This window comes from Streptomonospora salina (genome assembly GCF_014204715.1).
In the GTDB taxonomy this organism is placed as follows: domain Bacteria; phylum Actinomycetota; class Actinomycetes; order Streptosporangiales; family Streptosporangiaceae; genus Streptomonospora; species Streptomonospora salina.
In genome coordinates this window covers 164,711-188,688 of the sequence record NZ_JACHLY010000001.1, presented here as the reverse complement: position 1 = coordinate 188,688, position 23,978 = coordinate 164,711, and the positions used below count along the sequence as shown (strand labels likewise).

The following is a 23,978-nucleotide window of genomic DNA, read 5'->3' as shown; positions in this document are numbered from 1 at the left end:
ATTCTCGGGGATCGGCGGCGCCGCCGCGTCCACCGCGGCCGGAAGCGGCCGGTTCGGCGGCCGGGCCCGCGTCGGCTCGGCCGCAGGCCCGCGTCGGCTCGGGGTCATTCGCGGTGCGGGAGCGGGATCCGGGTACGGACCTCGAACCCGCCGCCGCTGCGCGGCCCCGCGTCGAATTCGCCGCCGTAGAGGGACACGCGTTCCCGCATGCCCACCAGGCCGTGCCCGGGCTCGTCGGAGGAGGGCGGTGCGCCCTCCGTGCCGCCGCCGCGCCCTCCGGCGCCGCCCTCGTCGACGACGGCCACGTCCACCGCCCGCGGGCCGTAGCGCACCGACACGGTGGTGGGGGCGTCGCGGCCGGCGTGCTTGAGGACGTTGGTCAGCGACTCCTGCACCACCCGGTACAGGGTCAGCTCCAGGCCCGGCGGAAGCCGCACCGGTACGCCCTCGGCGACCAGCTCCACCGGCGTCCCGGTCTCGCGGATCTGGCGGACCAGTTCGCCCAGTCCGGACAGGCCCGGCTGCGGATCGCGTTCGGCGGCGTCGCCGCCGTCGGCGCCCCCGCCTTCGGCTTCGGCTTCGCGCAGGACGTCCACGAGCCGCCGCATTTCCGACATCGCCTGGCGCCCGGTCTCCTCGATCTCGACGAGGGTCTGGCGGGCCCGGTCGGGGGAGCGCTCGATCACCCGGCGCCCGGCGGTGGCCTGCACCGTCATCACGCTGACGTGGTGGGCCACGACGTCGTGCAGCTCGCGGGCGATGCGCGTGCGCTCCTCGGCCAGAACCGCGCGGGTGTGGGCGTCGCGGGCGCGCTCCAGGCGCTCGGCGCGGGCGGCCAGTTCCATCATGTGGAAGGAGCGCATGCGCACCAGCCGCCCCACCCACCAGGACCCCGCGATCCAGCCGAGATAGAAGGCCTGGTTGATCCACCACGGTGCGCCGTCGGTTTCGCCGCCGCCGGGCGCGGTCGTGGCCGGGCTCAGCGCGGTCGAGGCGACGTTGACCGCCATCGCGGCGGCCAGCCCGGCCAGCGAACGCACCAGCGGCAGGTACCGGCCGACCGAATAGGCCGCCGCCGCGATACCCAGACTCGCGGCGCCCCACACCAGGATTCCGGCGAAGTCGCCGGCGAGCCCGCCGAGTGTGACCAGCATGAGCACGGTGAACGGAAGGTAGCGCCGCGCGAACAGCACCAGCGACAGCAGGATCCCGGCGATGTAGCCGGCCGTGTGGTCATGCCACACGGCTGCCATGGCGGGGGTTTCGCGGCTGAGCGTGACCAGCGCGGAGTTGGCCGCCGCCAGCGCGGCCACGACGGCCGCGTCGCCCGTCCACGGCCACCGGCCCCCGCGCAGCGGGGAGGACCCGGCGTCTCGGGGCGCGGCGGCGGTGTCGGCTTCGGGTGGGGCTGGTGCGGCGGTCACCTGCTCCACGCTAGGGGCGCGTGCCGCACACGCCGCCCTTCGCCCGGCCGATCCCGTCTCCTCCGCCGGTAGGACGCGTCCGGGGCGGCGCCGGTCACCGTGCCGGTGCGGGATCGGGCAGCGGGGGAGGGGTGCCGCCGAACTCCGGGCACAGCGCCTGGTGGTCGCACCAGCCGCACAGCTTGCTGGGGCGCGGGTGCCAGGTGCCCGACCGGGCGGTGTCCTCGATGTCGCGCCAGATGCCCAGGATCTCCGACTCGGCCGCCCGCAGCTCCTGCTCGGTGGGGTCGTACCAGCGCACTCCGCCGTCGCCCAGATACATCAGCTGCAGCCGGGCCGGGACCTCGCCGAGTTCGCGCCAGAGCATCACGGCGTAGAAGAAGATCTGGAAGCGCGCCTTGTCCTCGAACCGGGGGCGGGGCGACTTGCCGGTCTTGTAGTCGACGATGCGGATCTGGCCGGCGGGGGCGACGTCGAGGCGGTCGAGATAGCCGCGCAGCCGCAACCCCGACTGCAGCGTGACGTCCAGGCGCTTTTCGCGCTCGCGCGGTTCCAGCCGCTGGGGCTGCTCCATTTCGAAGTAGCGCTCCACGAGTGCGCGCGCCTGGGCCAGCCAGTCGTCGACCTCCTGCTCGGTCGCGAACAGTTCGGCGACCGCCTCGGCCTGCGATGCGCGCAACAGCTCCCACTGCGGACCGATCAGCGACAGCGCCGTGCGCGGAGTGCGGGTCCCGGAAGGCAGCTCGAAGAGCCGCTCCAGCACCGCGTGCACCAGGGTGCCGCGCAGCGCGGCGGCGCTGGGGCGCTCGGGAATCCGGTCGATGGCCCGGAAGCGGAACAACAGCGGGCACTGCAGGAAGTCGGCGGCCCGCGACGGCGACAGGGCGCCGATCACGGGGGCGTCGTCGGGCGAGTCCATGGCCCAACCGTACGGCTTCGCGTGGGTACCGGCGGGCGGGCCGTCCACAGCCCGCCCGCACCGTCCCGGCGCGCGCAGGCAGGTTGCATAGGCTGGGGCCGTGACCCATTCCGGCAGCAGCACTCCGCCCGAGAGCCCGAGTACCGCCCGCAGCACCCGCGACGGATCGGGCTGGCTCATGGCGCGGCCCTTCGGCATCCCCGTCTACGTGACACCCTCGTGGCTGATCATCGCGGCCGTGATCACGCTGATCTACGAGCCCGTGGTCGAGCGCACCCTCCACCTGGGGCCGCTCTCCTACGTCGTGGCCTTCGTCTTCGCGGTGCTGCTGTATGCGTCGGTGCTGATCCACGAGCTCGCCCACTGCGTCACGGCGCGCATGTTCGGGCTGCCCGTCGCCCGGATCACCCTGTACATGCTCGGTGGGCTGTCCCAGATCGAGCGCGAGGCGCCCACACCCGGACGCGAGTTCCTGGTGGCGGTCTCGGGGCCGGTCCTGTCGCTGGCGCTGGCCGCCGCCGGGTTCGCGGGCTACTGGCTCGTCGATCCCCAGACCGTCGTGGGCGTGCTGGTGTGGCAGCTGTGGGTGGCCAACCTCCTGGTGGGCGTGTTCAACCTGCTGCCCGGCCTGCCGCTGGACGGCGGACGCCTGGTGCGGGCCGCGGTGTGGGCGCTCACCCGCAGGCCCTACGCCGGAACCGTGGTCGCCGCCTGGGGCGGGCGGCTGCTGGCGGTGGCCATCGTCGCCGTCCCGGTCCTGTACGGGCTGGCCACCGGGAGCGCGCCCGACCTGTTCGGCATGGTGTGGGCGGTGCTGCTGGCGTCGTTCATGTGGATGGGTGCGGCCTCGGCACTGCGGGCCGCGCGTGTACGCGAACGGGTGCCCACGCTGCGCGCGCGGCGGCTGGGTCGGCGCGTGGTCGCCGTCGGCGCCGACACGTCGGTGGCCGAAGCCCGTCGGCGCATGGAGGCGGCGGGCGCGCGGGCGGTGGTGGTCGCCGACACCGCCGGAACCCCCACGTCCATCGTCAACGAGGCCGCTGCGGCGGCCGTGCCCGACACCCGGCTCCCGTGGGTGCCGGTCTCCAGCGTGGCCCGCGCGATCACCTCCGGGGCGGTCGTCGGCGCCGACCTGGAAGGCGAGGAGCTGCTGGAGGCGCTGCGCGCCCACCCCGCCCAGGAGTACCTGCTGGTGGAGGCCGACGGCAGCGTCTACGGCGCGCTCTACACCTCCGACATCCAGCAGGCCTTCGTCCGGCGCTGAGGCCGTCGGCCGGCGGATGCGCTCGGGGCCCGCTCAGCGGGTGGCGCCCTCGGGCCAGACGACGGTCACGTGGCGCCGGCGGGAGCGGGCGTAGTCGACGATGTCTGCCGTTCCGCCCGGCCCGCGCGGCGGGCAGCCGTCCCACACGGCCAGCAGCTCGTCGCAGTGCTCCACCAGGTAGCGGCCCGCTTCGAGGTGGGCCTGGGAGGTGGACTCCACGTACGGCAGCCGGTGCACCAGCGACGCCTCCGCCATGAGCGCGTCGTAGGTGGCGCGGTGCCACTCGGGCAGGCCGTCGCGGTAGCGGTCGGCCGGCACCACCGCCTCCAGAGCGCCGCCGGCGTCCAGCACGGCGCGCGCGAACAGCGCATCGGCGCCGTCGGCGAGGCAGGAAAGCCCCGTCAGGTACGGCCCGATGCCCCGCAGGCGGGTGCGCAGGACGGAGTCCACCGCACGAGCGACCTCCTCGGGCAGGCCGCGGTGGCCGGTGATCGCGATACGCCGCATCGCCCTTCCTCTCTGGCCCGGGCACCCGCCACGCGGGGTGCGCACAGGCGGCGCTAGGCGGTCAGCGCCGCCGAGGCGAGCTGTTCGTCGAGCTCCTTGACGCAGCGTGCGCCGGGCCCCCGGTAGGCGCGGCGGAAGCGCCGCACCCGCGATATCAGCCGATCGGAGCGGAAGTGCACGGCGATCCGCAGAGAATCGGCGGCCAGCGAGAACGCTTCGTCGACGTCGCCGGCGTCGGCGTGGGCGCCGGCGAGCTCCACCATCAGGTTCGCGCCGCTCTTGGCCGCGGGCCGAGTGCCGCCGAACGCCTCGGCGAAGGCGGCGCGCGCCTCGCGCGGACGGTGCAGCCGCACGCCCGCTCGGGCACGGTACCCGGCGACCTTCGCGTCAGTGAAGGGGAAGACCCAGGGCCAGGGCGGCTCGGTGTTGTCGCTGCGGGCGACCGCGCGCTCGGCGGAGGCGATCTCGGCGTCGGCCGCGGAGGCGTCGCCGAGCGTGGCGTAGGCCATCGCGCGGGTGCACGACAGCCACGCCGCAGCGGTGGGGTGGGTGCCGCCGCCCAGCAGCCGCGCCGCCTCGCCGACCAGGCTCAGCCCGGCCGCGGCGTCCTCGGTCTCGGTCTCGAACGCGGCCAGGCTGCCCACCATGTAGGCGCCCAGCAGCGGATCGCGGGCCAGCCGGGCGTTGCGCACCGCGGTGCGGTAGTAGCCGCGCGCCGATCCGGCGTCGTCCATGTCGGCGTGCAGCCAGGCGGCGAAGCCGGCGGCTTCGCCGGCCGCCGCGGCGATACCGGGCGCGAACGGCGTGCGGCGGGCCCGGGCCAGCGTCCGCCCGGTCAGTTCCACGTGGGCGACCGCGCCGCCGGCGAGGTCGCGCGACGGCGAGGCGCCGTCCAGGCGCCGCTGGCCGCCGGTGATCGCGCGCAGGGTCTGGGCGGTGCCTTCGTCGACCCCGTCGCGCGGGATCGCTCCGGGCGTCAGCGCCGCCGTGGCGACGACCGTGCCGAATTCCCGTCGTCTCGTCGGATCGGCCCCCCTGTCCGGATCGGCGGAGCCCGCGAACCGCAGGAGGCGGATCGGGATCCCCAGCCGCCCGGCGATCTCGCGGACCTGGTCGACGGTGAGTGACTGCTGCCGGTTGACCACCCGCGACACCCAGCTCTGCGAGTAGCCGACGGCGGCGGCGAGCTCGCCTTGGGACCAGTCGCGGGCCAGGCGCACCTGTTCCAGGACACGGGCGAGGTCGCAGGTGGCCAGCGCCTCGGTGATGCCGTCGCGTTCCCAGAAGTCCGGCGGCAGCGCGCTGTCTCGTCGGGGCATGAGCCTAGATTAAAGGTTCCACCAGGCATCGGTGGCTATGTGTGAAAAAGATACTGCTATGCGTAATGCGCATGGAGGGTTACGCGGAGTTCGCTCCCGAGGCAGAGTCAAGGGTCCGAAGTCCCTGTCGTGTCGGGGATGTGTGTAGCGATCAGGAGCGCCCATGACCGTCGGTACCCCGCCCGGTGGAACGTCCGGACTGGCCGCACGCGGCCACACGCTTGACAGCGGCGCCGACGGTCCGCACTGGAGCAGCGCGCTCAGCGGTCTCAGTGCCGAACTGCGGTCGATGGGCGTGCGGGCCCGCACGGACCGCGTCGTCGGCGCGGTCGACGCCGTCGCCGACGGCCCCCGACCGCGGGTGCAGCAGGCCCTGCTGCGGCCGCACCGCGGCCGGCTGTGGTGGTGGCTGGACTGCGGCGCCGACCCGGCGCTGCCGCCGCCGCACCGGACCCCGCTTGCGCCCGCTGCGCGGCCCGCCGAGGCCGCACGGAGGATCGCCCGGGTGCTGCGGGCCCGCCACGGCTGATCGGCCGTCGGGCGGGCCTGCCGCAGGAGTCGGGCCGGGTCACGTCGACGGCTGCGGGGCACCGCCGGTCCGCGCCGGGCCGAACCGCTCCACCGCCAGGCAGGCCGCGCCCACGATCCCCGCCGTGTTGCGCAGCTCGGCCGGCACGATGGGGGCGTTGAGGTCCAGGTAGGGCAGGAACCGGTCGGCGATGCGGCTCACCCCGCCGCCCACCACGATCAGGTCGGGCCACAGCAGCCGCTCCACCTCGTCGTAGTAGCGCTGCAGCCGCTCCCGGGCCCACTGCTCGTACGACAGCCCTTCGCGGTCCTGCACGCTGGAGGCGGCCCGGGTCTCGGCGTCGTAGCCGTCGATCTCCAGGTGCCCGAACTCGGTATTGGGCACCAGGCGGCCGTCCACCAGCAGCGCCGTGCCGATGCCGGTGCCGAGCGTGGTCAGCAGCGCCACGCCCCGTACGCCGCGCGCGGCGCCGTAGCGGTGCTCGGCCACCGCGGCGGCGTCGGCGTCGTTGACGACGCCGACCGCGCGCCCGGTCGCCTCCGACAGCAGCTTCTCGGCGTCGGCGCCGACCCAGGAGGGGTCGACGTTCGCGGCGCTGCGGGCGACCCCGTGCTGGATGACCGCCGGGAAGGTCACGCCCAGCGGCGCCGACTCGGACACGTGCTCGGGGAAGGAGGCGGCGAGGTCGGCGACGACCTCGGCCACCGCCTCGGGGGTGGCGGGGCGGGGCGTCGCCGTTTTGAGCCGTTCCACCAGGAACGTCCCCTGCTCCAGGTCGACCGGCGCGGCCTTGATCCCGCTGCCGCCGATGTCGATTCCGATCCCCGTCCGGGGTGCGCTGGGCGCCATGTCGTCCCGTCCTTCCCGGCCCGCCGGGAAACCCCGGCCCGCGTGTGCCCGTAGTCCGATTGTGCCGCCTTCCGGGACGTGGCGCGTGCGCTGCGCGCCGTGCGGGACGGGGTGGGCGCGCGATTACGCCGTGCGGTGTCCGGGCCGCTAACGTGGGCGACTGCCCGCCCCAGTGCAACGACCGAAACCGCGAAGAGACGAGTACCTGTGACCGGCATCCACGCCCGCCGCGGCCCCTTCCGCGAGGGCGACATCGTCCAGCTGACCGACCCCAAGGGCAAGATGCACACCATCACCCTCAAGGCCGGAGCCGCTTTCCACACCCACCGGGGGCGCCTGGACCACGACGAGCTGATCGGCAGCTCTGAGGGCTGCGTGGTGCGTGCGACCTCCAACACCGCCTATGTGGCCCTGCGTCCGCTGCTGGCCGACTTCACGCTGTCCATGAAGCGCGGCGCGACGATCGTCTACCCCAAGGACGCCGCGCAGATCGTCGCTCAGGCCGACATCTTCCCGGGCGCACGGGTCGCCGAGGCCGGAGGCGGCTCGGGTGCGCTTACCAGCTGGCTGCTGCGCGCTGCGGGCGAGCAGGGGCTGGTCTCCTCCTATGAGCGCCGCGCCGACTTCGCCGAGATCGCCCGCACCAACGTGGAGCGCTTCTTCGGCGGTGAGCACCCGGCCTGGCGGCTGACCGTGGGGGATCTGGCCGAGGAGCTCGCCGAGACCGACCTCGACCGGGTGGTGCTGGACATGCTCGCCCCGTGGGAGTGCCTGGAGGCCGTTTCCACGGCGCTGATTCCGGGCGGGCTGGTGTGCGTCTACGTCGCCACTACGACGCAGATCTCGCGGGTGGTCGAGGAGCTGCGCGACAACGGCTCCTTCTACGAGCCGCGCGCCTTCGAGACGATGGTGCGGGAGTGGCACGTGGAAGGCCTGGCCGTGCGCCCCGACCACCGCATGATCGGACACACGGGATTCCTGGTGACCGCACGGCGCCTGGCCGACGGCGCGGTGCCGCCCGACCGCCGTCGGCGCCCCTCCAAGGGCGCCTACGGCCAGGACTGGCAGCGCGAGCAGGAGGCGCGTGCGGCGGCGGGCGCCCGGCCTTCCTCCGGATCCGGCGCCGCGGACACCGGTCCCGCGGGGGCCGGCGGCGGCGAGTGACATTACGTTCGCGTTACGCCGCACCGGCTCTTATCAGGGTGACCTAGGCGTTCACAACATCGAAAAGTGAGCGCTATGACACTCGCGGCCGCCGGGAGGTTAGGAATCGTCCACGGGTAGGTAGGGTTTCGAGTAGTCGTCCTTCTTACAGGGAGGTGGCGGACGTGGCCGATCGCGACGACGAGCGTCAGACCGAACGCGACCGTGAAGTCGCGGAACTCACCGCTCAAGTCTCCTATCTGGAAAAGGAGCTCAGCGTAGTCCGGCGCAAGCTCGCCGATTCCCCCCGCCACGTGCGGCTGCTCGAAGACCGGTTGCGTGAGGCGCAGGCCAACCTGGCCGCCGCGAACGGTAAGAACGAGCGCCTCGTGGAGACACTCAAGGAGGCTCGCGACCAGATCACGGCCTTGAAGGAAGAGGTCGACCGGCTGTCGCAGCCTCCGTCGGGATTCGGCGTGTTCCTGGGGGCACGCGAGGACGAGACCGTCGAAATCTTCACCAACGGGCGCAAGATGCGGGTCAGCGTGAGCCCTTCGGTGGAGGTCGGCGACCTTCGTCCCGGCCAGGAGGTGATGCTCAACGAGGCGTTCAACGTCGTCGAGGTCCAGTCGTTCGAGACCATCGGCGAGGTCGTGCTCCTCAAGGAGTTCCTCGAGGGCAACGACCGGGCCCTGGTGATCAGCAACCACGACGAGGAGAAGATCGTCCGGCTCGCCGAGCCGCTGCGCGACCAGCCGGTGCGCCCGGGCGACTCGCTGCTGCTGGAGCCGCGCTCGGGCTACATCTACGAGCGCATCCCCAAGTCGGAGGTCGAGGAGCTCATCCTCGAAGAGGTCCCCGACATCGCCTACACCGACATCGGCGGCCTCGGCGGGCAGATCGAGATGATCCGCGACGCGGTCGAACTGCCGTACCTGCACAAGAACCTCTTCTACGAGCACCAGCTGCGCCCGCCCAAGGGCGTGCTGCTCTACGGGCCGCCCGGCTGCGGCAAGACGCTCATCGCCAAGGCGGTGGCCAACTCCCTGGCCAAGCAGGTCTCGGACAAGACCGGCCGCGACGTCGGTAAGAGCTTCTTCCTCAACATCAAGGGCCCGGAACTGCTCAACAAGTACGTGGGCGAGACCGAGCGCCACATCCGCCTGGTCTTCCAGCGCGCCCGCGAGAAGGCCAGCGAGGGCTCGCCGGTCATCGTGTTCTTCGACGAGATGGACTCCATCTTCCGCACCCGCGGGTCCGGGGTGTCCAGCGACGTCGAGAACACCATCGTGCCCCAGCTCCTCAGCGAGATCGACGGTGTGGAGGGCTTGGAGAACGTCATCGTCATCGGCGCCTCCAACCGCGAGGACATGATCGACCCGGCGATCCTGCGGCCCGGGCGCCTGGACGTGAAGATCAAGATCGAGCGTCCCGACGCCGAGGCCGCGCGCGACATCTTCTCCAAGTACATCACCGACGACCTGCCCCTGCACGACGAGGACCTCGCCGAGCACGGCGGGTCCGCGCGCGCCACGGTCGACGCCATGATCCAGCGCGTGGTGGAGCGGATGTACGACGAGAGCGAGGAGAACCGCTTCCTGGAGGTCACCTACGCCAACGGTGACAAGGACGTCCTGTACTTCAAGGACTTCAACTCCGGCGCGATGATCCAGAACATCGTCGACCGGGCCAAGAAGATGGCCATCAAGGACTACATCGACGACGACGCACGCGGCATCCGCGTTTCGCACCTGATGCAGGCCTGCGTCGACGAGTTCAGCGAGAACGAGGACCTGCCCAACACCACCAATCCCGACGACTGGGCCCGGATCTCCGGGAAGAAGGGCGAGCGGATCGTCTACATCCGCACCCTGGTCTCGGGCAAGAAGGGCGCCGACTCCGGGCGCTCCATCGACACCGTGGCCAACACCGGCCAGTACCTGTAGGATGCCCGACGCAGTAGGCCGGGCCGCCCCGCGCGGCCCGGCCTTCCGCTCGTGGGCGGCGGGCGCCCGCGGTGCCCGTCCGGAAGCGCGTGCGGCCGGCCCCCGCGCCACGCCCGGCGGCCGACCGGCCCGTTGGAAACCTGCCCACGGCGGTTCCGGCCCCGCATCCCGGGCACAGCACGGCCTCTCGGATATGACGAAGCGGGCGCAAAGGGGGTAAACCGGTGGCTGTCGGGCCACAATTCGCTGAAGGGAGTTCAAGACCCCGCGACGATGGATAACCTTCCAGCATGAGTGTGCAGCGGATTATGGGCATCGAGACCGAGTACGGCATCTCCGTGCCCGGAAACCCCGGTGCCAATGCGATGGTGACCTCCACACAGGTGGTCAACGCCTACCTGGCGGCCTCCGCCGCGCGAGCGCGCAAGGCCCGCTGGGACTTCGAGGAGGAGAACCCGCTCCGCGATGCGCGCGGATTCGACCTCTCCCGCGAGGTCGCCGACTCCACCCAGCTCACCGACGAGGACCTCGGGCTGGCCAACGTCATCCTGACCAACGGCGCGCGCCTCTACGTCGACCACGCCCATCCCGAGTACTCCGCTCCGGAAGTCACCAACCCCCGCGACGCGGTCCTGTGGGACAAGGCCGGAGAGCGCGTGATGGCCGACGCCTGCGCCCGCGCGAGCACCATCCCCGGTGTCGAGCCGATCCAGCTCTACAAGAACAACACCGACAACAAGGGCGCCTCCTACGGCTGCCACGAGAACTACCTGATGCGCCGGTCCACGCCGTTCGGCGACATCGTCCGCCACCTCATCCCCTTCTTCGTCTCCCGCCAGGTGATCTGCGGGGCGGGACGTGTGGGGATCGGCGCCGACGGCCGTGACAGCGGATTCCAGATCAGCCAGCGCGCCGACTTCTTCGAGGTCGAGGTGGGCCTGGAGACCACCCTGAAGCGGCCCATCATCAACACCCGCGACGAGCCCCACGCCGACCCCGACAAGTACCGGCGCCTGCACGTCATCGTCGGCGACGCCAACATGAGCGAGGTCTCCACCTACCTCAAGCTCGGCACCACCGCGCTCGTGCTGGCCATGGTCGAGGACGGCTTCCTCAACGTGGACCTGTCGTTGGAGACCCCCGTGTCCGACCTGCGGGCGTTCTCCCACGACCCCGGCCTCACCCACGCCGCCCGGCTGCGCGACGGCCGCCGGATGACCGCGGTGGAACTGCAGCGCCAGTACCTGGAACTGGCGCGCAAGTACGTCCAGGACCGGTTCGGTCCCGACGTCGACGCCGAAACCGCCGACATCCTCGACCGCTGGGAATCGACCCTGGAGCGCCTGGCCGCCGACCCGATGCAGCTCTCGGAGGAGCTGGACTGGGTGGCCAAGCTCAAGCTGCTGGAGGGCTACCGCAGCCGCGACGACATCGACTGGGGCCACCACCGCCTCCAGCTGGTCGACCTGCAGTACTCCGACGTGCGTGCCGACAAGGGCCTGTACAACCGCTTGGCGGCCCGCGGGCGCATGCAGCGGCTGCTGGGCGACGGGGAGGTCGACCGGGCCGTCACCGAGCCGCCCGAGGACACCCGCGCCTACTTCCGCGGGCGCTGCCTGGCCAAGTACGCCGACTCGGTGGCCGCGGCCTCGTGGGACTCGGTCATCTTCGACCTGCCCGGCCGCGACTCGCTGCAGCGCGTGCCCACGCTGGAGCCCCTGCGCGGGACCCGCGAGCACGTGGGCGACCTGCTGGAGCAGTCGGCCACCGCCGCCGACCTGGTCTCGGTCCTGACCGGGGACCGCCGCTGAGCCCGGCGGCCCGCCCGCTGGAGGGCCGCCCCGCCGGCGGCCGGGAATCCCCGTGCGGCGGGGCGCGTTCGCCCGGGCACAGGGCGGTGCCCGGGGCGGCCGGTAACGCAAGCACAACAGGCACCGCAATCGAGGTTGAGGCGCCCGCGCTTGGGCCAAGATAAGGGCGAATGCTCCATCGAGGAGGTTGCATCCATGGCGACGAAGGACACCGGCGGCCAGAAGCACGGCAGCCGCCATGAGGAAGAGGTCGAGGAGACCGAGGCCGGCACCGAGGCGCAGGAGCGCAACGAGAAGCTGGACGAGGACACCGACGACATCCTCGACGAGATCGACGAGGTTCTCGAAACCAACAGCGAGGACTTCGTGCGCCAGTTCGTGCAGAAGGGCGGCCAGTGATCCGCGACCCGGGCGGAGGCCGGGTGCCGCGGCACCCGGCGCGGCGGGAACGGCCCCGGCCGGGGGGCCGGGCCGCCGGCCGGTTCGCTCTCAGCCAAGTCCCGGCACGCCGGTGCGCCGCTCGTCTCGGCGCTCACTAGGGTCGCCGGTACCTGCCGACAGAACAACCTCACGCGTCCCGCCCGCCCCCACCGGGCGGGGCGCAATCCGAAGGGAGCCGAGTGTCCGAAGCGTTCGACGGCGGTGGACAGCTGCCGGCCGCGTTCATGAATCCGGGAACCTCTTCGTTCGCCGAGCTGCTCGGCGTGGTCGCTCCCGACCTGCTGCCGACCGCACGGGAGCTCCCGCAGGGCGCCACCACGACGCACATGACCCCCGAGGCCACCACGATCGTCGCCCTGACCTTCCCCGACGGCGTGGTACTGGCAGGCGACCGCCGGGCGACCACCGGCAACGTCATCGCCAACCGCGACGTGGACAAGCTCTACCGCACCGACGAGTTCTCGGCCGTGGCCATCGCGGGGGCCGCCGGTGTCGGCATCGAGATGGCCAAGCTGTTCCAGGTGGAGCTGGAGCACTACGAGAAGATGGAGGGGCGCTCGCTGTCCCTTGAGGGCAAAGCCAACCGGCTGGCCACGATGATCCGGGGCAACCTGCCCATGGCGCTGCAGGGCTTCGTGGTGCTGCCGCTGCTGGTGGGCTACGACACCGATCGCGGCCTGGGCCGCATCTTCAGCTACGACGCCGTCGGCGGGCGCAGCGAAGAGCACGACTACCACACCATCGGATCGGGCGCGGTCTATGCCCGCGGTTCGCTCAAGAAGCTCTTCGGCGACGACCTGGCCGAGGAGGACGCCGTTCGCGTGGCGCTCCAAGCGCTCTACGACGCCGCCGACGACGATTCCGCCACCGGCGGCCCCGATCTGCACCGCAAGATCTACCCGCTGGTCGACGTGATCACCGAGGACGGCCACCGCCGCATGGCGGAGGAGGACGTCGCGCGCCTGGCCACCGCGGTGGTCGAGGAGCGTGCGCAGCGGCCCGACGGCCCTCGGGCACCGCTGCGCTGAGCCCCCGCCCCGACGATCTGTAGCAAAGGAACGATTCGCGGTGTCGATGCCGTTCTACGTTTCGCCCGAACAGAGCATGAAGGACAAGGCGGACTATGCCCGCAAGGGCATCGCCCGCGGCCGAAGCGCCGTCGTGCTGCAGTACGACGGCGGCATCCTGTTCGTTGCCGACAACATCTCCCGCACCCTGCACAAGATCAGCGAGCTCTACGACCGCATCGCCTTCGCCGCGGTGGGCCGCTACAACGAGTTCGAGAACCTGCGCCAGATGGGGGTGCGCCTCGCCGACGTGCGCGGCTACGCCTACGACCGCAGCGACGTCAGCGGCCGGGTGCTGGCCAACATCTACGCCCAGACCCTGGGCACCGTCTTCAGCGAGAGCAACAAGCCCTGGGAGGTGGAGATCGTCGTCGCCGAGGTCGGCGACGACGCCGCCTCCGACCAGATCTACCGCATCACCTTCGACGGCTCGGTGGTCGACGAGCAGGGCTATCTGGCGATGGGCGGATCGGCGGAGCAGGTCACCACCGCCCTCAAGGAGCGGTTCGACAAGGACGCCTCGCTCGGCGCCGCCGTCAACGCCGCCGTGCACGCGCTGCGCCACGAGAACGGCGAGGAGCGTGATCTGGACTCTTCCGGACTGGAGGTGGCCGTCCTGGAGCGCGGGCGCCGCGAGCACCGCAAGTTCCGGCGCGTCACCGGCGACCGGCTCACCTCCCTGATGGAAGAGGGTGCGGCGTCGGGCGGAGCGGATCCGGCGCAGGATTCGGCGGCGGAGGAGCCGGGCGGCGGCTCCCAGGACCGGACGAACGGTTCCTGACACGCGATCGGCGGGCGCGGCCCGGCAGCCCGGCACTGCCCGCAGCGGCGGGCGCCGCGGCGCGGGGCCGCGCCCGCCGGGGTTTCCGCACACCCCCGTGGGCGATGAATACTCTGGGAGCCGTTGCAGCACTCCGGATACCGGCCGGGGGCGGTGACAGGACGGGATTGGTGAGACCACATGGAACGTCGGATCTTCGGTCTTGAGAACGAATACGGCGTCACCTGCACGTTCCGGGGCCAGCGGCGGCTCTCCCCCGATGAGGTGGCGCGCTACCTGTTCCGCCGCGTGGTCTCCTGGGGCCGCAGCAGCAACGTGTTCCTGCGCAACGGCGCCCGGCTCTACCTGGACGTGGGCAGCCACCCCGAGTACGCCACCCCCGAGTGCGACAGCCTCGCCGACCTCATCGCCCACGACAAGGCCGGCGAGCGCATTCTGGAGGGGCTGCAGGTCGACGCCGAGCAGCGCCTGCACGAAGAGGGCATCGCCGGCGAGATCTACCTGTTCAAGAACAACACCGACTCCGCCGGCAACTCCTACGGCTGCCACGAGAACTACCTGGTGGGGCGGCACGGCGAGTTCGGCCGGCTGGCCGACATCCTCATCCCCTTCCTGGTCACCCGCCAGATCGTGTGCGGGGCCGGCAAGGTGCTGCAGACGCCCCGCGGCGCGCTGTACTGCGTGAGCCAGCGCGCCGAGCACATCTGGGAGGGCGTCTCCTCGGCGACCACCCGGTCGCGGCCCATCATCAACACCCGCGACGAGCCCCACGCCGACGCCGAACGCTTCCGCCGGCTGCACGTCATCGTGGGCGACTCCAACATGAGCGAGGTCACCACCCTGCTCAAGCTGGCCTCCACCGACCTGGTGCTGCGCATGGTCGAGAACGGGGTGGTGATGCGCGACTTCACGCTGGAGAACCCCATCCGCGCCATCCGCGAGATCAGCCACGACATGACCGGGCGGCGCAAGGTCCGCCTGGCCAACGGGCGCGAGGCCAGCGCCCTGGAGATCCAGCGCGAATACCTGGAGAAGGTGCAGAACTTCGTCGACCGCAACGGCACCGACGCCACCGGCAAGCGGGTGCTGGAACTGTGGGCGCGCACCCTCGAAGCCGTCGAGACCCAGAACCTCGAACTGGTAGCGCGCGAGATCGACTGGGTGTCCAAATACCTGCTGCTGGAGCGCTACCGAACCAAGCACGGGCTGTCGCTGTCCTCGCCGCGGGTGGCCCAGCTGGATCTGACGTACCACGACATCCACCGCGACCGCGGGCTGTTCTACCTGATGCAGCGCAAGGGCCAGATGGACCGCGTCATCGGCGACCTGCACTCCTTCGAGGCCAAGTCGGTGCCGCCCCAGAGCACCCGGGCCCGGCTGCGCGGCGAGTTCATCCGCAAGGCCCAGGAGAAGCGGCGCGACTTCACCGTCGACTGGGTCCACCTCAAGCTCAACGACCAGGCTCAGCGCACGGTGCTGTGCAAGGACCCCTTCAAGTCCGTCGACGAGCGCGTCGACAAGCTCATCGCCGGCATGTAGCCCCGGTCCGCGCAACCGGCGCGCCCGGGGCGGGGCGGGCGCGCCGACCGGTATGCGATCGGTATGTCACCGCGCGCTTCCGGCTCTTACGCTGTTCTCACAGAACTACTGCATCATGGGCACTCCGATAGTGTGTCGGGGACCCGAGCCGGATATCTGAGGTAGTGACCTATGCGACTGCGTGCCGCCGCCATCGCGGTGCCGTCTTTTGCCGTGCTGCTCGCGGTGTCGAGCTGCAGTGCCATCCCCGAGGACTGGCGCACGCCCGCCTTCCTGGAGACCGACCGCCAGGAGATCGACGACCGGCTGCCCGAGGTGAGCGGCGAATTCGGCACGGAACCCGAGGTCGACTTCAGCGGCAAGGCCCCGCCCCAGGAGCAGGTCTCCGGCGTGGTCGAGAAGGGCGACGGCGAGAACGACCTCATCCGCGGCGGCGACATCGTCCAGGCCGACGTCGTGGAGTACCAGTGGACCGCCGAGGGCAAGGCGGAGCAGACCCAGTCGACGTATGAGGCCGACGCCCCCATCCTGCTCAACCTCGGCCAGCTCCAGGAGAACCTGACCGAGAGCCTGGTCAACCAGCCGGTCGGCACCCGGGTCGTCTACGCCTTCCCGCCCCAGGACCCCGAGCAGGCCCAGCAGCAGGGCCAGCCCTCGCCCGAACCGGGCAGCTCGGTGTCGGTACTGGACATCCGCAAACGCTACGGCGAGGCCGAGGTCGTGCCCGGCCAGCAGGACAGCGAGGGCGGTGACGGGCTGCCCACCGTCGAGCAGAGCGGCCACGACCAGCCCGACATCACCGTCCCCGAGGACACCGATCCTCCGGCGGAGATGCGGACCGAAGCGCTGATCCAGGGCGACGGTCCCGAGGTCGAGGCGGGCCAGCAGCTGGTCGTGCAGTACACCGGCGTGCAGTGGAACAACGGCGAGGAGTTCGACTCCACCTGGAGCCGCGAGGGCGCCGAAGGCGTGCCCGCCACCTTCCTCATCGGCGACGGCCAGGTCATCGAGGGCTGGGACGAGGGCCTGGTCGGTGCGAACGTCGGCAGCCGCATGCTGCTGGTCGTTCCGCCGGACCTGGCCTACGGCGACAGCGCCGCGCAGCAGGGGGCGCCCGAGGGCACCCTGGTGTTCGTCATCGACATCCTCGACGCGGTCAACAGCGCACCCCAAGAGGAGCAGGGCGACGGCTCCGGCGAGGGATCGGGCGAGGGATCCGGCGACGGTAGTGGCTCGGGCGACGGCGGCGGCTCCGACGACGGCTGACCGCACGGTTTCCGCGCGCAGGGGCGCCCGGCCCGCTCCGGGCCGGGCGCCCCTGCGCGTCCGGCGGCCCCGCCCCGTGCGCGGGCGCCGGTTGTGCACGGCGTCACTCCCGCCTCCCGGGCGCGGTACCGTCAGGGCGTGAAGGCCCGCGGCCGCGGCGCGGAAGGATAACGGAGGTCCGATGTCGCGCAAGAAGACCGAACGGCAGCTCAACCTGGTGATCTGCCTGCTGGCCACCCGGCGCTTCCTCACCGCGCGGGAGATCCGTTCGACGGTCGCCGGCTACGAGGACGCCGAAACCGACTCCGCCTTCAAGCGGATGTTCGAACGGGACAAGCGCGAACTGCGCGACTCCGGGATCCCGATCGAGACCGGCGGCGGCGACGTCTGGAGCGGCGAGGAGGGCTACCGCATCCTGCGGGCCCACTACCGGCTGCCCGAGATCGAGCTGCTGGCCGACGAGGCCGCCGTGCTCGGCCTGGCCGCCCGCGCCTGGCGGCACGCCGCGCTCGGCGAGGCCGCCGCCAACGCCATCCTCAAGCTGCGCGCCGCCGGAGTACCCGTCGACACCGACGCCGCCCCCGCCCTCACACCCGTGCTGGGCACCGAGGAACCGGCGTTCCTTCCGATCTGGCAGGCGGTGCGCGACCGCCGGCCGATCCGCTTCGACTACCGCAAGCCCGGCGACGAAGCCGCCGCCCGGCGCAGCCTGGAGCCCTGGGGTGTGGTCAACGTCCACGGCCACTGGTACGTCGCCGGCTACGACCGCGACCGCGGGGACCGCCGGGTCTTCCGGCTGGGCCGCATCGCCGGCGAGGTCGAGGTCGCCTCCGCGGGCCCGCCCGTCCACGTGCCCGAGGGGGTCGACGTGCGCACGGTGGTGCGGCTGGGCCGCAGCAGCGAGCCGCAAGGGCTGGCCCGGGTACGGGTCCGCGCCGACGCCGGGCACGAGTTGCGCCGCTCCGCCCAGCGCATCGTGGCCGGCGAGCACAGCGCCGAGAACCGGCGCTGGGACGTGCTCGACCTGCCCTACACCGACGTCGCCGACCTCGTCGGGGCGGTGGCCCGCTTCGGCGACCGCGCGGTGATCGAGGCGCCCGCCGAGGCCCGCGAAGCCGTGGCCGCCCACCTGGCCGAGCTGGCCGCCCGCGACCCCGATCCGCGTGATGCCGCCGCATCCGACGAGGGCCCCGGCCCCTGGACCGCCACCCGCCGCCAGTCGGCCTCCTCCGAGCAGCTGCGCCGGCTGCTGATGCTGGTGCCCTACGCCCTCAGCCACGACGTGCGCGTGCCCGAGGTCGCCGCCCACTTCAACCTCGACCAGCGCCAGGTGCTCAAGGACCTGAGCCTGCTGTGGATGTGCGGGTTGCCCGGCTACACTCCCGGTGACCTGATCGACGTCGATCTGGAGGCCGCCGAGGCCACCGGCGAGATCATCATCGGCAACGCCGACACCCTGGCCCAGCCGCTGCGGCTGACCGCCGACGAGGCCGCCAGTCTGGTCATCGGCGTCGAACTGCTGGCCGAACTGCCCGGTGTGGCCGACAGCGAGGCGCTCAAGCGGGTCGGCGAGAAGCTGCGGTCCGCGGCGGCCGCCCCGTCCGGAATCGGCGAGGCCGCGGGTGCCCGCGAAGCCGGCGCCGCCGAGGAGGCCCCCGACCCGCTGGAGCGCCTGGCGGGGTCGGTGGGGGTGCGCATCGAACTCGGCGACGAGGTGCGCGAGGTCCAGCGGCGCTGCGACGAAGCGCTGCGGAGCGGGCAGCTGGTGCACCTGCGGTACCTGGCCGGCTACGCCGACGAGGTCACCGAGCGCGACGTCGACCCCATGGGGCTGGTGGTGCACGACGGCCACGCGTTCCTGGAGGGCTGGTGCCGGCTGCGCGGCGACGTGCGGCTGTTCCGGCTGGACCGCGTGCTGGACCTGACGGTGCTGCCCGAGCCCGCGCAGGTCCCGGACCGCGCCCGGCGCCGCGACCTCAGCGAGGGCGTGCTGCAGCTGTCGGCCGACGACGCCCGCGTGACGCTGGACCTCGCCCCCGCGGCACGGTGGGTCACCGAGGAGTACCTGTGCTCGTCGGTGCGCGAGTTCGAGGGCGGGCGGGTGCGCGCGGTCCTGCGCACCCCGGCGCCGGCGTGGGTGTGCCGGCTGGCGCTGCGCCTGGGGCCGCTGGCGCGCGTGGTGGCCCCGCTGGAGTTGGCCGAACGGGTGCGCGAGGAGGCGCGGGGAGCCCTGGCCGCCTACGGGCAGGACGGCTGACCGGATCGCCGCGGCGGCCCCGACCGTTTCGGCGCGCGGCCCGCTGCATCTGACCGCCCCGGGAGCACGCGCGTCGGCACGCGGCTGCGCCCCGGCGGGGCGCAGCCGCGGGGATCAGTACTGCTCCGATTGGCCGCCGTCGATCGGCACCGTGGTGGCGTTGATGAATCCGGCCTGGTCGGACAGCAGGAACGCGACGAGATGCCCGATCTCCTCGGGGCGGCCGAAGCGCCGCATCGGGTTCGCGCTGACGAACTCGCGCCCCGCCTCCTGCCAGTTCTCCGGGTCGATCTGCTTCAGGGACTCCTCGACCATCGGGGTCATGATCGCGCCCGGCGCGATGGCCTTGACCGAGATCCCGAAGGGGCCGTATTCGATGCCCGAATTGCGGGTCAGCCCCACCACACCGTGCTTGGACGCGGCGTAGCCGGACTGGTTGCCGACACCGCGGATACCGCCGACCGACGCCGTGTTGACCACGGTTCCCGAACCCTGCTCGCGCATGACCGCCAGCACGTAGCGGAGCCCGAGGAAGACACCGCGGAGGTTGATCCCGACCACCCTGTCGAACTCCTCGGATCCGTAGTCCTCGGTGAGGTTCTGCCTGCCTTCGACACCGGCGTTGTTGAAGAACCCGTCGATACGGCCGTAGGCCTGCCGGGTCGCGTCGACGTAGCGGCGGACGGCGTCCTCGTCGGTGACGTCGGCGGTGATGCGCAGCGCCTCGGCGCCCGGCGCCGCCTCCTCGACCGCCGCGGCGGTATCGGCCAGCCCCCGCTCACTGACGTCCACGAGCGCCGGCCGCGCCCCCTCCGCCGCCACCTCGACCGCCGCGGCCCTGCCCAGCCCCGAGCCGGCGCCGGTGATGAGCACGACCTTGCCGGAAAACCTGTTCTGCATGTCCCGATCCCCCCCCCGAGGATGCGATGTCGGGCCCGTCGGCCTGCCCGGACCCGCGGCCGTTGAGAACGCTACCGGGGTCGTCGGCAGTGCTCCGCCGTACCGCGGTCGACGGGGTGTCGCCGGCCGGGCCGGCGGAGTAGGAGCCCGACCGGGGCCGCTCGCCCGCGCTGGCAGTGGCGGACACGCTCGCAGAATTCCGGGCGCGACCGGCGCGGGGACACGCCCGTGCGGCTGTCGACCGGTGTGGAGGCCGCGGTGTCGGGCGGGAGGTGCACCGGCGGGTGGACGTGCTCGCCCGCGCCGTCGGACTCCACCGGATCGGCCGCGACGTCGGTGCACACCGACCGCATGACCTCCTCCATGCGGTGAAGGTGGGCGTCGGAGAACACCGCATGCCGGTACTTCGTAACGAAAACCGAGTGCGCATGCAGAACGGAAACGCGGTGTCTGCCGGTTCCGGCGTTCTCGTGTGGGCCCGTGCCCCCCTGTAGTACGTTTGTTCGCATGCAGCTCCGGTACCGGTTCCGCCTGTACCCCAACGGCCCCCAGCGCCAAGCGTTGGCGCAGGCGTTCGGCTGCGCCCGCGTGGTCTACAACGACGCGCTGCGGGCGCGGGAGACCGCCCGCACCGGCGGCGACGCGTTCCCGACGACCGGGGACCTGTCCAAGAAGCTGATCACCCGAGCGAAGGCGACCCCCGAGCGCGCATGGTTGGGCGACGTGTCCGCCGTGGTCCTGCAGCAGGCGCTGAGGGATCTGGACGCCGCCTACCGCACCTTCTTCGACGGCCTCACGGGCAAGCGCCCGCGCATGGGCGCACCCCGGTTCAAGTCCCGCAAAGACCGGCGTCAGACCGTCCGGTTCACTGCCAACGCCCGCTGGAGGATCACGACCGGCGGCGACCTGTCGCTACCCAAGATCGGGAACGTGCGCGTGACGTGGTCCCGCGCGCTACCGTCGGTGCCGTCGTCGGTCACCGTGGTCAAGGACGCCGCCGGACGGTACTTCGCGAGCTTCGTCGTCGAGACCGGCCGGGACGAGACGCTGCCCGAGACCACCGGCGAGGTCGGCATCGACCTCGGGTTGGGGCACTTCGCGGTGCTGTCGGACGGCACGAAGGTCGACTCGCCCCGGTTCCTGCGCCGGGCCGAGAAGAAGCTCAAGCGGGAACAGCGCCGCCTGTCCCGCACACAGAAGGGGTCGGCCAACCGGGACAAGGCCAGGGTGAAGGTCGCCCGCGCTCACGCCCGGGTCGCCGACGCACGGCGCGATTTCCACCACCGGCTCTCCACCCGGCTGATCCGCGAGAACCAAGCGGTGGCCGTGGAGACCCTGGCGGTGAACGGGCTCGCCCGCACCAGGCTGGCTAAGTCGGTGCATGACGCGGGGTGGTCGGCGTTCGTGCGCATGCTGGAGTACAAGGCCGCGCGGTACGGCCGGAGGCTGGTCAGGATCGGGCGGTTCGAACCCACGTCCCGGGTGTGTTCGGTGTGCGGCGTCAAGGACGGGCCCAAGCCTTTGCATGTACGTGTGTGGACGTGCGGCGACTGCGGGGCCGTCCTCGACCGGGACGTCAACGCGGCGGTCAACGTCGCCACGGCCGCCGGACTGGCGGCATCAGCCCGTGGAGCGCAGGTAAGACCCGAACCCGTTCGGGCGCAGCGCGATGAAGCGGGAACCCGCCGAAGCGGCCGACCGGCCGCCGTAGGAATCCCCGGCTCTTAGCCCGGGGAGCGGAAGTCAAGACGATCCGGGTGCGGACTTCTGCCCGGCGCGCCCGGCGCCCGGGGTGTGCCGGCTGAGCGGGCGGTGGGGACCCCTTTCCGCCTGCGGGCGGGGAGCCTAGGATGACCGGACGGGACCGACCGCGGTTCGCACACCCGATCGGTCGGATTCATCCCGAGGCAATCCGCATTGCGCGGGACGGGCAGTAAGCTGGAGTGGTGTTCGTGTTCGCTGTGCTGATCGCGCTGACCGCCGTCGGGCTGATCTGCGTGGGCGCGTGCGCCCTGCGGATGCTCGCCGAACTGCGGCGGCTCCGCAACCAGCTGGAGCGGACCCGTGACCAGGTCGAACCGGCATACGACAGGCTGCGCGCCCGCACCGGGCGCGACAAGGTGGGCGCCCCGTGATCCTGGCACCGCCGGGGCGTACCATCGATGGCGCAGGTGGCGCCGGGAAAAGAGGTTGAGACATGGGTTTGTTCGATCCCAAGACGTTGGCTTTTCTGGTGGTCATCGCGCTGATCCTGTTCGGTGCGCGGCGGCTTCCCGACTTGGCGCGGTCGCTGGGCCGCAGTGCCCGGATCCTCAAGGCCGAGACCAAGGGCCTGGCCGACGAAGAGGCCGAGGACACGTCCGACCAGAAGACGCAGGGCGGGGCCGGCACCCAGGCGGGCGCGCCGTCCGGCGTCGACGCGCCCCCGCAGCAGCCGCAGCAGGACGCCCGCAGCGGTTACCCGGAGCTTCCGTCCGGTCGGCAGGTCGTCGACGAGAACGGTGAGCCCGTCCGCCGCAGCAGCAGCGGCTAGAATCCGGACGGACGGAGGACGGCGCCTTCAGCGGGGGCGCTGCGGCGAACGGCGCGTACACGGGCGCGCCGGCGAACGGACGAGGCCGGGCACGAGGAGCGTAGCGGGCGATGCAGGCGGGGCGAGCACGGCAGCGGCGGTCGCGGGACCCCGAGGGCCGCATGCCGCTCATGGACCACCTGCGCGAGCTGCGCAACCGGGTGCTCAAGGCGATGGTGTTCATCGCGGCGGGCGCCGTGGTGGGATACCTGGTCGAAGACCCGGTGTGGGCCTGGCTCAGTGAACCCTACTGCTCCCTTCCGGCCGACGTGCGCGGCGGCGGCCAGGAATGCGACCTGATCTTCACCGGCGTGTTCGATCCCTTCTTCGTCGCCTTCCGGGTGTGGCTGATCGTGGGCCTGGCGGTGTCCTGCCCGTTCTGGCTGTACCAGCTGTGGGCGTTCGTCGCACCGGCGCTCAACGGCCGCGAGAAGCGCTACACCTACGTCTTCGTCCCGCTGGCCGCGGTGCTGTTCGTCGGCGGCGCGACACTGGCCTACTACATCACCAGCCTCGCGATGACGGTGCTGTTCGGCTTCGCGTTCGAGGGCGCGACGGCGATGATCACCATCACCAACTACCTCAGCTACATGATGCTGATGATGCTCGTGTTCGGGCTGGGTTTCGTGACCCCGCTGCTGGTCGCCCTGCTCAACCTGCTGGGGGTCCTCAGCCACGAGGCGCTGGCGCGCTCGCGCCGCATCATCCTCTTCGGCATCTTCGTGCTGGCGGCGGTGGCCACCCCCGCCGAGCCGCTGTCGATGCTGGCGCTGGCGCTTCCGCTCATCGCGCTGTTCGAGGCCGCCGAGTTGTTCTGCTTCGTCAACGACCGGCGCCGCCGCGCCCGCGACGGTCTCGCCGGGCTCGACGACGACGAGATCTCTCCGCTCGATGACGCGGAGTCGGTGCCCGGCCCCGATCCGAAGCGCTAGTCTCGGACACGCCGAACCCCCGATCAGCGGGGTGATCCGACGTTCGCCGAGGAGCAGTCAGATGGACAACGCCACGCCCGCCTCCCGGGACCTGCCGCCCGAGGCCCGCGGCAACTCCAAGTGGCACGACACCACCGACGCCGTGTGGAAGCGCTCTTCGCTCTCGCGCGAGAACTCCTCGGCCGTCGTCGAGGTCGCCGAATTCGAGGACGGGTACCGGGCGGTGCGCGACGGCAAGCACCCCGAGAAGGGCACCCTGTTCTTCACCCCCGCCGAGTGGGACGCGTTCGTGCTGGGCGCCAAGGACGGCGAGTTCGACATCCCCGAGGAGTACCTCACGGCCGAGGAAGCCGCCATCCAGCGCGGCGAGGTCCCGGTGCGTGCGGTGGTCGCACCCGCCTCCCGCGAGACCGGCCGTGCCGGGGACGCATCCGCGGAGGAGGGCGGCGCGCAGGCCGAGGGTGAGCAGAGCTGATCCGCCTGCGCACCGTCGCCGGCGCGGCGGCGCGCTG

General features: G+C 72.0%; 23 protein-coding genes. 16 read left to right on the top strand and 7 right to left on the bottom strand.

Going from position 1 to position 23,978, the window contains the following annotated elements:
* Nucleotides 1-104: 104 nt before the first annotated feature.
* Together HNR25_RS00835 and HNR25_RS00830 are read right to left on the bottom strand one after the other, a co-directional pair.
* The gene (locus HNR25_RS00835; RefSeq protein WP_312862284.1) at nucleotides 105-1,424 is read right to left on the bottom strand and encodes a sensor histidine kinase; all 1,320 of its coding nucleotides are present in this window, start codon (nucleotides 1,422-1,424) and stop codon (nucleotides 105-107) included.
* A gap of 94 nt (nucleotides 1,425-1,518) precedes the next feature.
* A complete protein-coding gene (locus HNR25_RS00830) occupies nucleotides 1,519-2,343 on the bottom strand; it encodes a RecB family exonuclease (RefSeq protein WP_184632529.1) in 825 nt (274 codons plus the stop codon).
* Between the two features lie 100 nt (nucleotides 2,344-2,443).
* Between HNR25_RS00830 and HNR25_RS00825 the strand changes: the two genes are divergently transcribed.
* A complete protein-coding gene (locus tag HNR25_RS00825; RefSeq protein WP_312862283.1) occupies nucleotides 2,444-3,607 on the top strand; it encodes a site-2 protease family protein in 1,164 nt (387 codons plus the stop codon).
* 33 nt (nucleotides 3,608-3,640) lie between these two features.
* Here the strand turns inward: HNR25_RS00825 and HNR25_RS00820 are convergent, their stop codons facing one another.
* Together HNR25_RS00820 and HNR25_RS00815 are read right to left on the bottom strand one after the other, a co-directional pair.
* Nucleotides 3,641-4,114, bottom strand: coding sequence for a hypothetical protein (locus HNR25_RS00820; RefSeq protein WP_184632527.1), 474 nt, complete (start codon nucleotides 4,112-4,114; stop codon nucleotides 3,641-3,643).
* A gap of 53 nt (nucleotides 4,115-4,167) precedes the next feature.
* A complete protein-coding gene (locus HNR25_RS00815) occupies nucleotides 4,168-5,433 on the bottom strand; it encodes a helix-turn-helix domain-containing protein (protein ID WP_184632525.1) in 1,266 nt (421 codons plus the stop codon).
* A gap of 163 nt (nucleotides 5,434-5,596) precedes the next feature.
* Between HNR25_RS00815 and HNR25_RS00810 the strand changes: the two genes are divergently transcribed.
* Complete coding sequence (locus HNR25_RS00810) at nucleotides 5,597-5,962, top strand: hypothetical protein (protein WP_246463493.1); 366 nt, start codon at nucleotides 5,597-5,599, stop codon at nucleotides 5,960-5,962.
* Nucleotides 5,963-6,001: 39 nt separating this feature from the next.
* Here the strand turns inward: HNR25_RS00810 and ppgK are convergent, their stop codons facing one another.
* Entirely contained in the window at nucleotides 6,002-6,811 is an 810-nt protein-coding gene (gene ppgK, locus HNR25_RS00805) for a polyphosphate--glucose phosphotransferase (protein ID WP_184632523.1), read from the bottom strand.
* A gap of 207 nt (nucleotides 6,812-7,018) precedes the next feature.
* On the opposite strand from ppgK, the gene HNR25_RS00800 reads away from it, so the two are divergent.
* The 9 genes from HNR25_RS00800 to HNR25_RS00760 all read left to right on the top strand — a co-directional run bounded on the left by HNR25_RS00800 (nucleotide 7,019) and on the right by HNR25_RS00760 (nucleotide 19,062).
* Nucleotides 7,019-7,975, top strand: a complete 957-nt coding sequence (locus HNR25_RS00800; RefSeq protein ID WP_184632521.1) for a tRNA (adenine-N1)-methyltransferase — start codon at nucleotides 7,019-7,021, stop codon at nucleotides 7,973-7,975.
* Nucleotides 7,976-8,130: 155 nt separating this feature from the next.
* Complete coding sequence (gene arc / locus HNR25_RS00795) at nucleotides 8,131-9,900, top strand: proteasome ATPase (protein ID WP_184632519.1); 1,770 nt, start codon at nucleotides 8,131-8,133, stop codon at nucleotides 9,898-9,900.
* Between the two features lie 290 nt (nucleotides 9,901-10,190).
* A complete protein-coding gene (dop, locus tag HNR25_RS00790) occupies nucleotides 10,191-11,711 on the top strand; it encodes a depupylase/deamidase Dop (RefSeq protein ID WP_345608746.1) in 1,521 nt (506 codons plus the stop codon).
* A gap of 195 nt (nucleotides 11,712-11,906) precedes the next feature.
* Nucleotides 11,907-12,110 (top strand): ubiquitin-like protein Pup, encoded by a 204-nt coding sequence (locus HNR25_RS00785; protein ID WP_184632517.1) that lies wholly within the window; start codon nucleotides 11,907-11,909, stop codon nucleotides 12,108-12,110.
* Between the two features lie 221 nt (nucleotides 12,111-12,331).
* Nucleotides 12,332-13,180 (top strand): proteasome subunit beta, encoded by an 849-nt coding sequence (gene prcB / locus HNR25_RS00780; RefSeq protein WP_184632515.1) that lies wholly within the window; start codon nucleotides 12,332-12,334, stop codon nucleotides 13,178-13,180.
* Between the two features lie 40 nt (nucleotides 13,181-13,220).
* Nucleotides 13,221-14,000 (top strand): proteasome subunit alpha, encoded by a 780-nt coding sequence (prcA, locus tag HNR25_RS00775; protein ID WP_312862282.1) that lies wholly within the window; start codon nucleotides 13,221-13,223, stop codon nucleotides 13,998-14,000.
* Between the two features lie 180 nt (nucleotides 14,001-14,180).
* Entirely contained in the window at nucleotides 14,181-15,539 is a 1,359-nt protein-coding gene (gene pafA, locus HNR25_RS00770) for a Pup--protein ligase (protein WP_184632513.1), read from the top strand.
* 171 nt (nucleotides 15,540-15,710) lie between these two features.
* Complete coding sequence (locus HNR25_RS00765) at nucleotides 15,711-16,805, top strand: FKBP-type peptidyl-prolyl cis-trans isomerase (RefSeq protein WP_184632511.1); 1,095 nt, start codon at nucleotides 15,711-15,713, stop codon at nucleotides 16,803-16,805.
* 181 nt (nucleotides 16,806-16,986) lie between these two features.
* Nucleotides 16,987-19,062, top strand: a complete 2,076-nt coding sequence (locus HNR25_RS00760) for a helix-turn-helix transcriptional regulator (RefSeq protein ID WP_184632509.1) — start codon at nucleotides 16,987-16,989, stop codon at nucleotides 19,060-19,062.
* A gap of 114 nt (nucleotides 19,063-19,176) precedes the next feature.
* On the opposite strand, the gene HNR25_RS00755 is transcribed toward HNR25_RS00760, so the two are convergent.
* On the bottom strand, nucleotides 19,177-19,962 hold the full coding sequence (locus tag HNR25_RS00755; protein ID WP_184632507.1) for an SDR family oxidoreductase: 786 nt from the start codon (nucleotides 19,960-19,962) through the stop codon (nucleotides 19,177-19,179).
* A 71-nt stretch (nucleotides 19,963-20,033) separates the two neighbouring features.
* Nucleotides 20,034-20,471, bottom strand: a complete 438-nt coding sequence (locus HNR25_RS26990) for a transposase (RefSeq protein WP_221457394.1) — start codon at nucleotides 20,469-20,471, stop codon at nucleotides 20,034-20,036.
* Here HNR25_RS26990 and HNR25_RS00745 point away from each other — a divergent pair.
* From HNR25_RS00745 to HNR25_RS00725, 5 genes are all read left to right on the top strand, one after another.
* Complete coding sequence (locus HNR25_RS00745) at nucleotides 20,470-21,690, top strand: RNA-guided endonuclease InsQ/TnpB family protein (RefSeq protein ID WP_184632505.1); 1,221 nt, start codon at nucleotides 20,470-20,472, stop codon at nucleotides 21,688-21,690. The two genes, HNR25_RS26990 and HNR25_RS00745, sit on opposite strands and share 2 nt — an antisense overlap.
* 218 nt (nucleotides 21,691-21,908) lie before the next feature.
* Nucleotides 21,909-22,097: a hypothetical protein gene (locus HNR25_RS00740; RefSeq protein ID WP_221459292.1), complete on the top strand. Its 189-nt coding sequence runs from the start codon at nucleotides 21,909-21,911 to the stop codon at nucleotides 22,095-22,097.
* Between the two features lie 62 nt (nucleotides 22,098-22,159).
* Entirely contained in the window at nucleotides 22,160-22,495 is a 336-nt protein-coding gene (gene tatA, locus HNR25_RS00735; protein WP_184632501.1) for a Sec-independent protein translocase subunit TatA, read from the top strand.
* Nucleotides 22,496-22,656: 161 nt separating this feature from the next.
* The gene (gene tatC, locus HNR25_RS00730; protein ID WP_184638648.1) at nucleotides 22,657-23,466 is read left to right on the top strand and encodes a twin-arginine translocase subunit TatC; all 810 of its coding nucleotides are present in this window, start codon (nucleotides 22,657-22,659) and stop codon (nucleotides 23,464-23,466) included.
* 61 nt (nucleotides 23,467-23,527) lie between these two features.
* The gene (locus tag HNR25_RS00725) at nucleotides 23,528-23,941 is read left to right on the top strand and encodes a DUF397 domain-containing protein (protein ID WP_184632499.1); all 414 of its coding nucleotides are present in this window, start codon (nucleotides 23,528-23,530) and stop codon (nucleotides 23,939-23,941) included.
* Nucleotides 23,942-23,978: the final 37 nt, after the last annotated feature.

Excerpts from the sequence above, each read along its gene's own strand:
- tatA (WP_184632501.1), top strand. The coding sequence starts at position 22,160 with ATGGGTTTGTTCGATCCCAAGACGTTGGCTTTTCTGGTGGTCATCGCG.
- HNR25_RS00760 (WP_184632509.1), top strand. The coding sequence starts at position 16,987 with ATGTCGCGCAAGAAGACCGAACGGCAGCTCAACCTGGTGATCTGCCTG.
- HNR25_RS00745 (WP_184632505.1), top strand. The coding sequence starts at position 20,470 with ATGCAGCTCCGGTACCGGTTCCGCCTGTACCCCAACGGCCCCCAGCGC.
- dop (WP_345608746.1), top strand. The coding sequence starts at position 10,191 with ATGAGTGTGCAGCGGATTATGGGCATCGAGACCGAGTACGGCATCTCC.
- HNR25_RS00815 (WP_184632525.1), bottom strand. The coding sequence starts at position 5,433 with ATGCCCCGACGAGACAGCGCGCTGCCGCCGGACTTCTGGGAACGCGAC.
- HNR25_RS00830 (WP_184632529.1), bottom strand. The coding sequence starts at position 2,343 with ATGGACTCGCCCGACGACGCCCCCGTGATCGGCGCCCTGTCGCCGTCG.
- HNR25_RS00765 (WP_184632511.1), top strand. The coding sequence starts at position 15,711 with ATGCGACTGCGTGCCGCCGCCATCGCGGTGCCGTCTTTTGCCGTGCTG.
- ppgK (WP_184632523.1), bottom strand. The coding sequence starts at position 6,811 with ATGGCGCCCAGCGCACCCCGGACGGGGATCGGAATCGACATCGGCGGC.
- HNR25_RS00755 (WP_184632507.1), bottom strand. The coding sequence starts at position 19,962 with ATGCAGAACAGGTTTTCCGGCAAGGTCGTGCTCATCACCGGCGCCGGC.
- HNR25_RS00810 (WP_246463493.1), top strand. The coding sequence starts at position 5,597 with ATGACCGTCGGTACCCCGCCCGGTGGAACGTCCGGACTGGCCGCACGC.
- pafA (WP_184632513.1), top strand. The coding sequence starts at position 14,181 with ATGGAACGTCGGATCTTCGGTCTTGAGAACGAATACGGCGTCACCTGC.
- HNR25_RS00820 (WP_184632527.1), bottom strand. The coding sequence starts at position 4,114 with ATGCGGCGTATCGCGATCACCGGCCACCGCGGCCTGCCCGAGGAGGTC.
- HNR25_RS00725 (WP_184632499.1), top strand. The coding sequence starts at position 23,528 with ATGGACAACGCCACGCCCGCCTCCCGGGACCTGCCGCCCGAGGCCCGC.
- tatC (WP_184638648.1), top strand. The coding sequence starts at position 22,657 with ATGCCGCTCATGGACCACCTGCGCGAGCTGCGCAACCGGGTGCTCAAG.
- HNR25_RS26990 (WP_221457394.1), bottom strand. The coding sequence starts at position 20,471 with ATGCGAACAAACGTACTACAGGGGGGCACGGGCCCACACGAGAACGCC.
- HNR25_RS00785 (WP_184632517.1), top strand. The coding sequence starts at position 11,907 with ATGGCGACGAAGGACACCGGCGGCCAGAAGCACGGCAGCCGCCATGAG.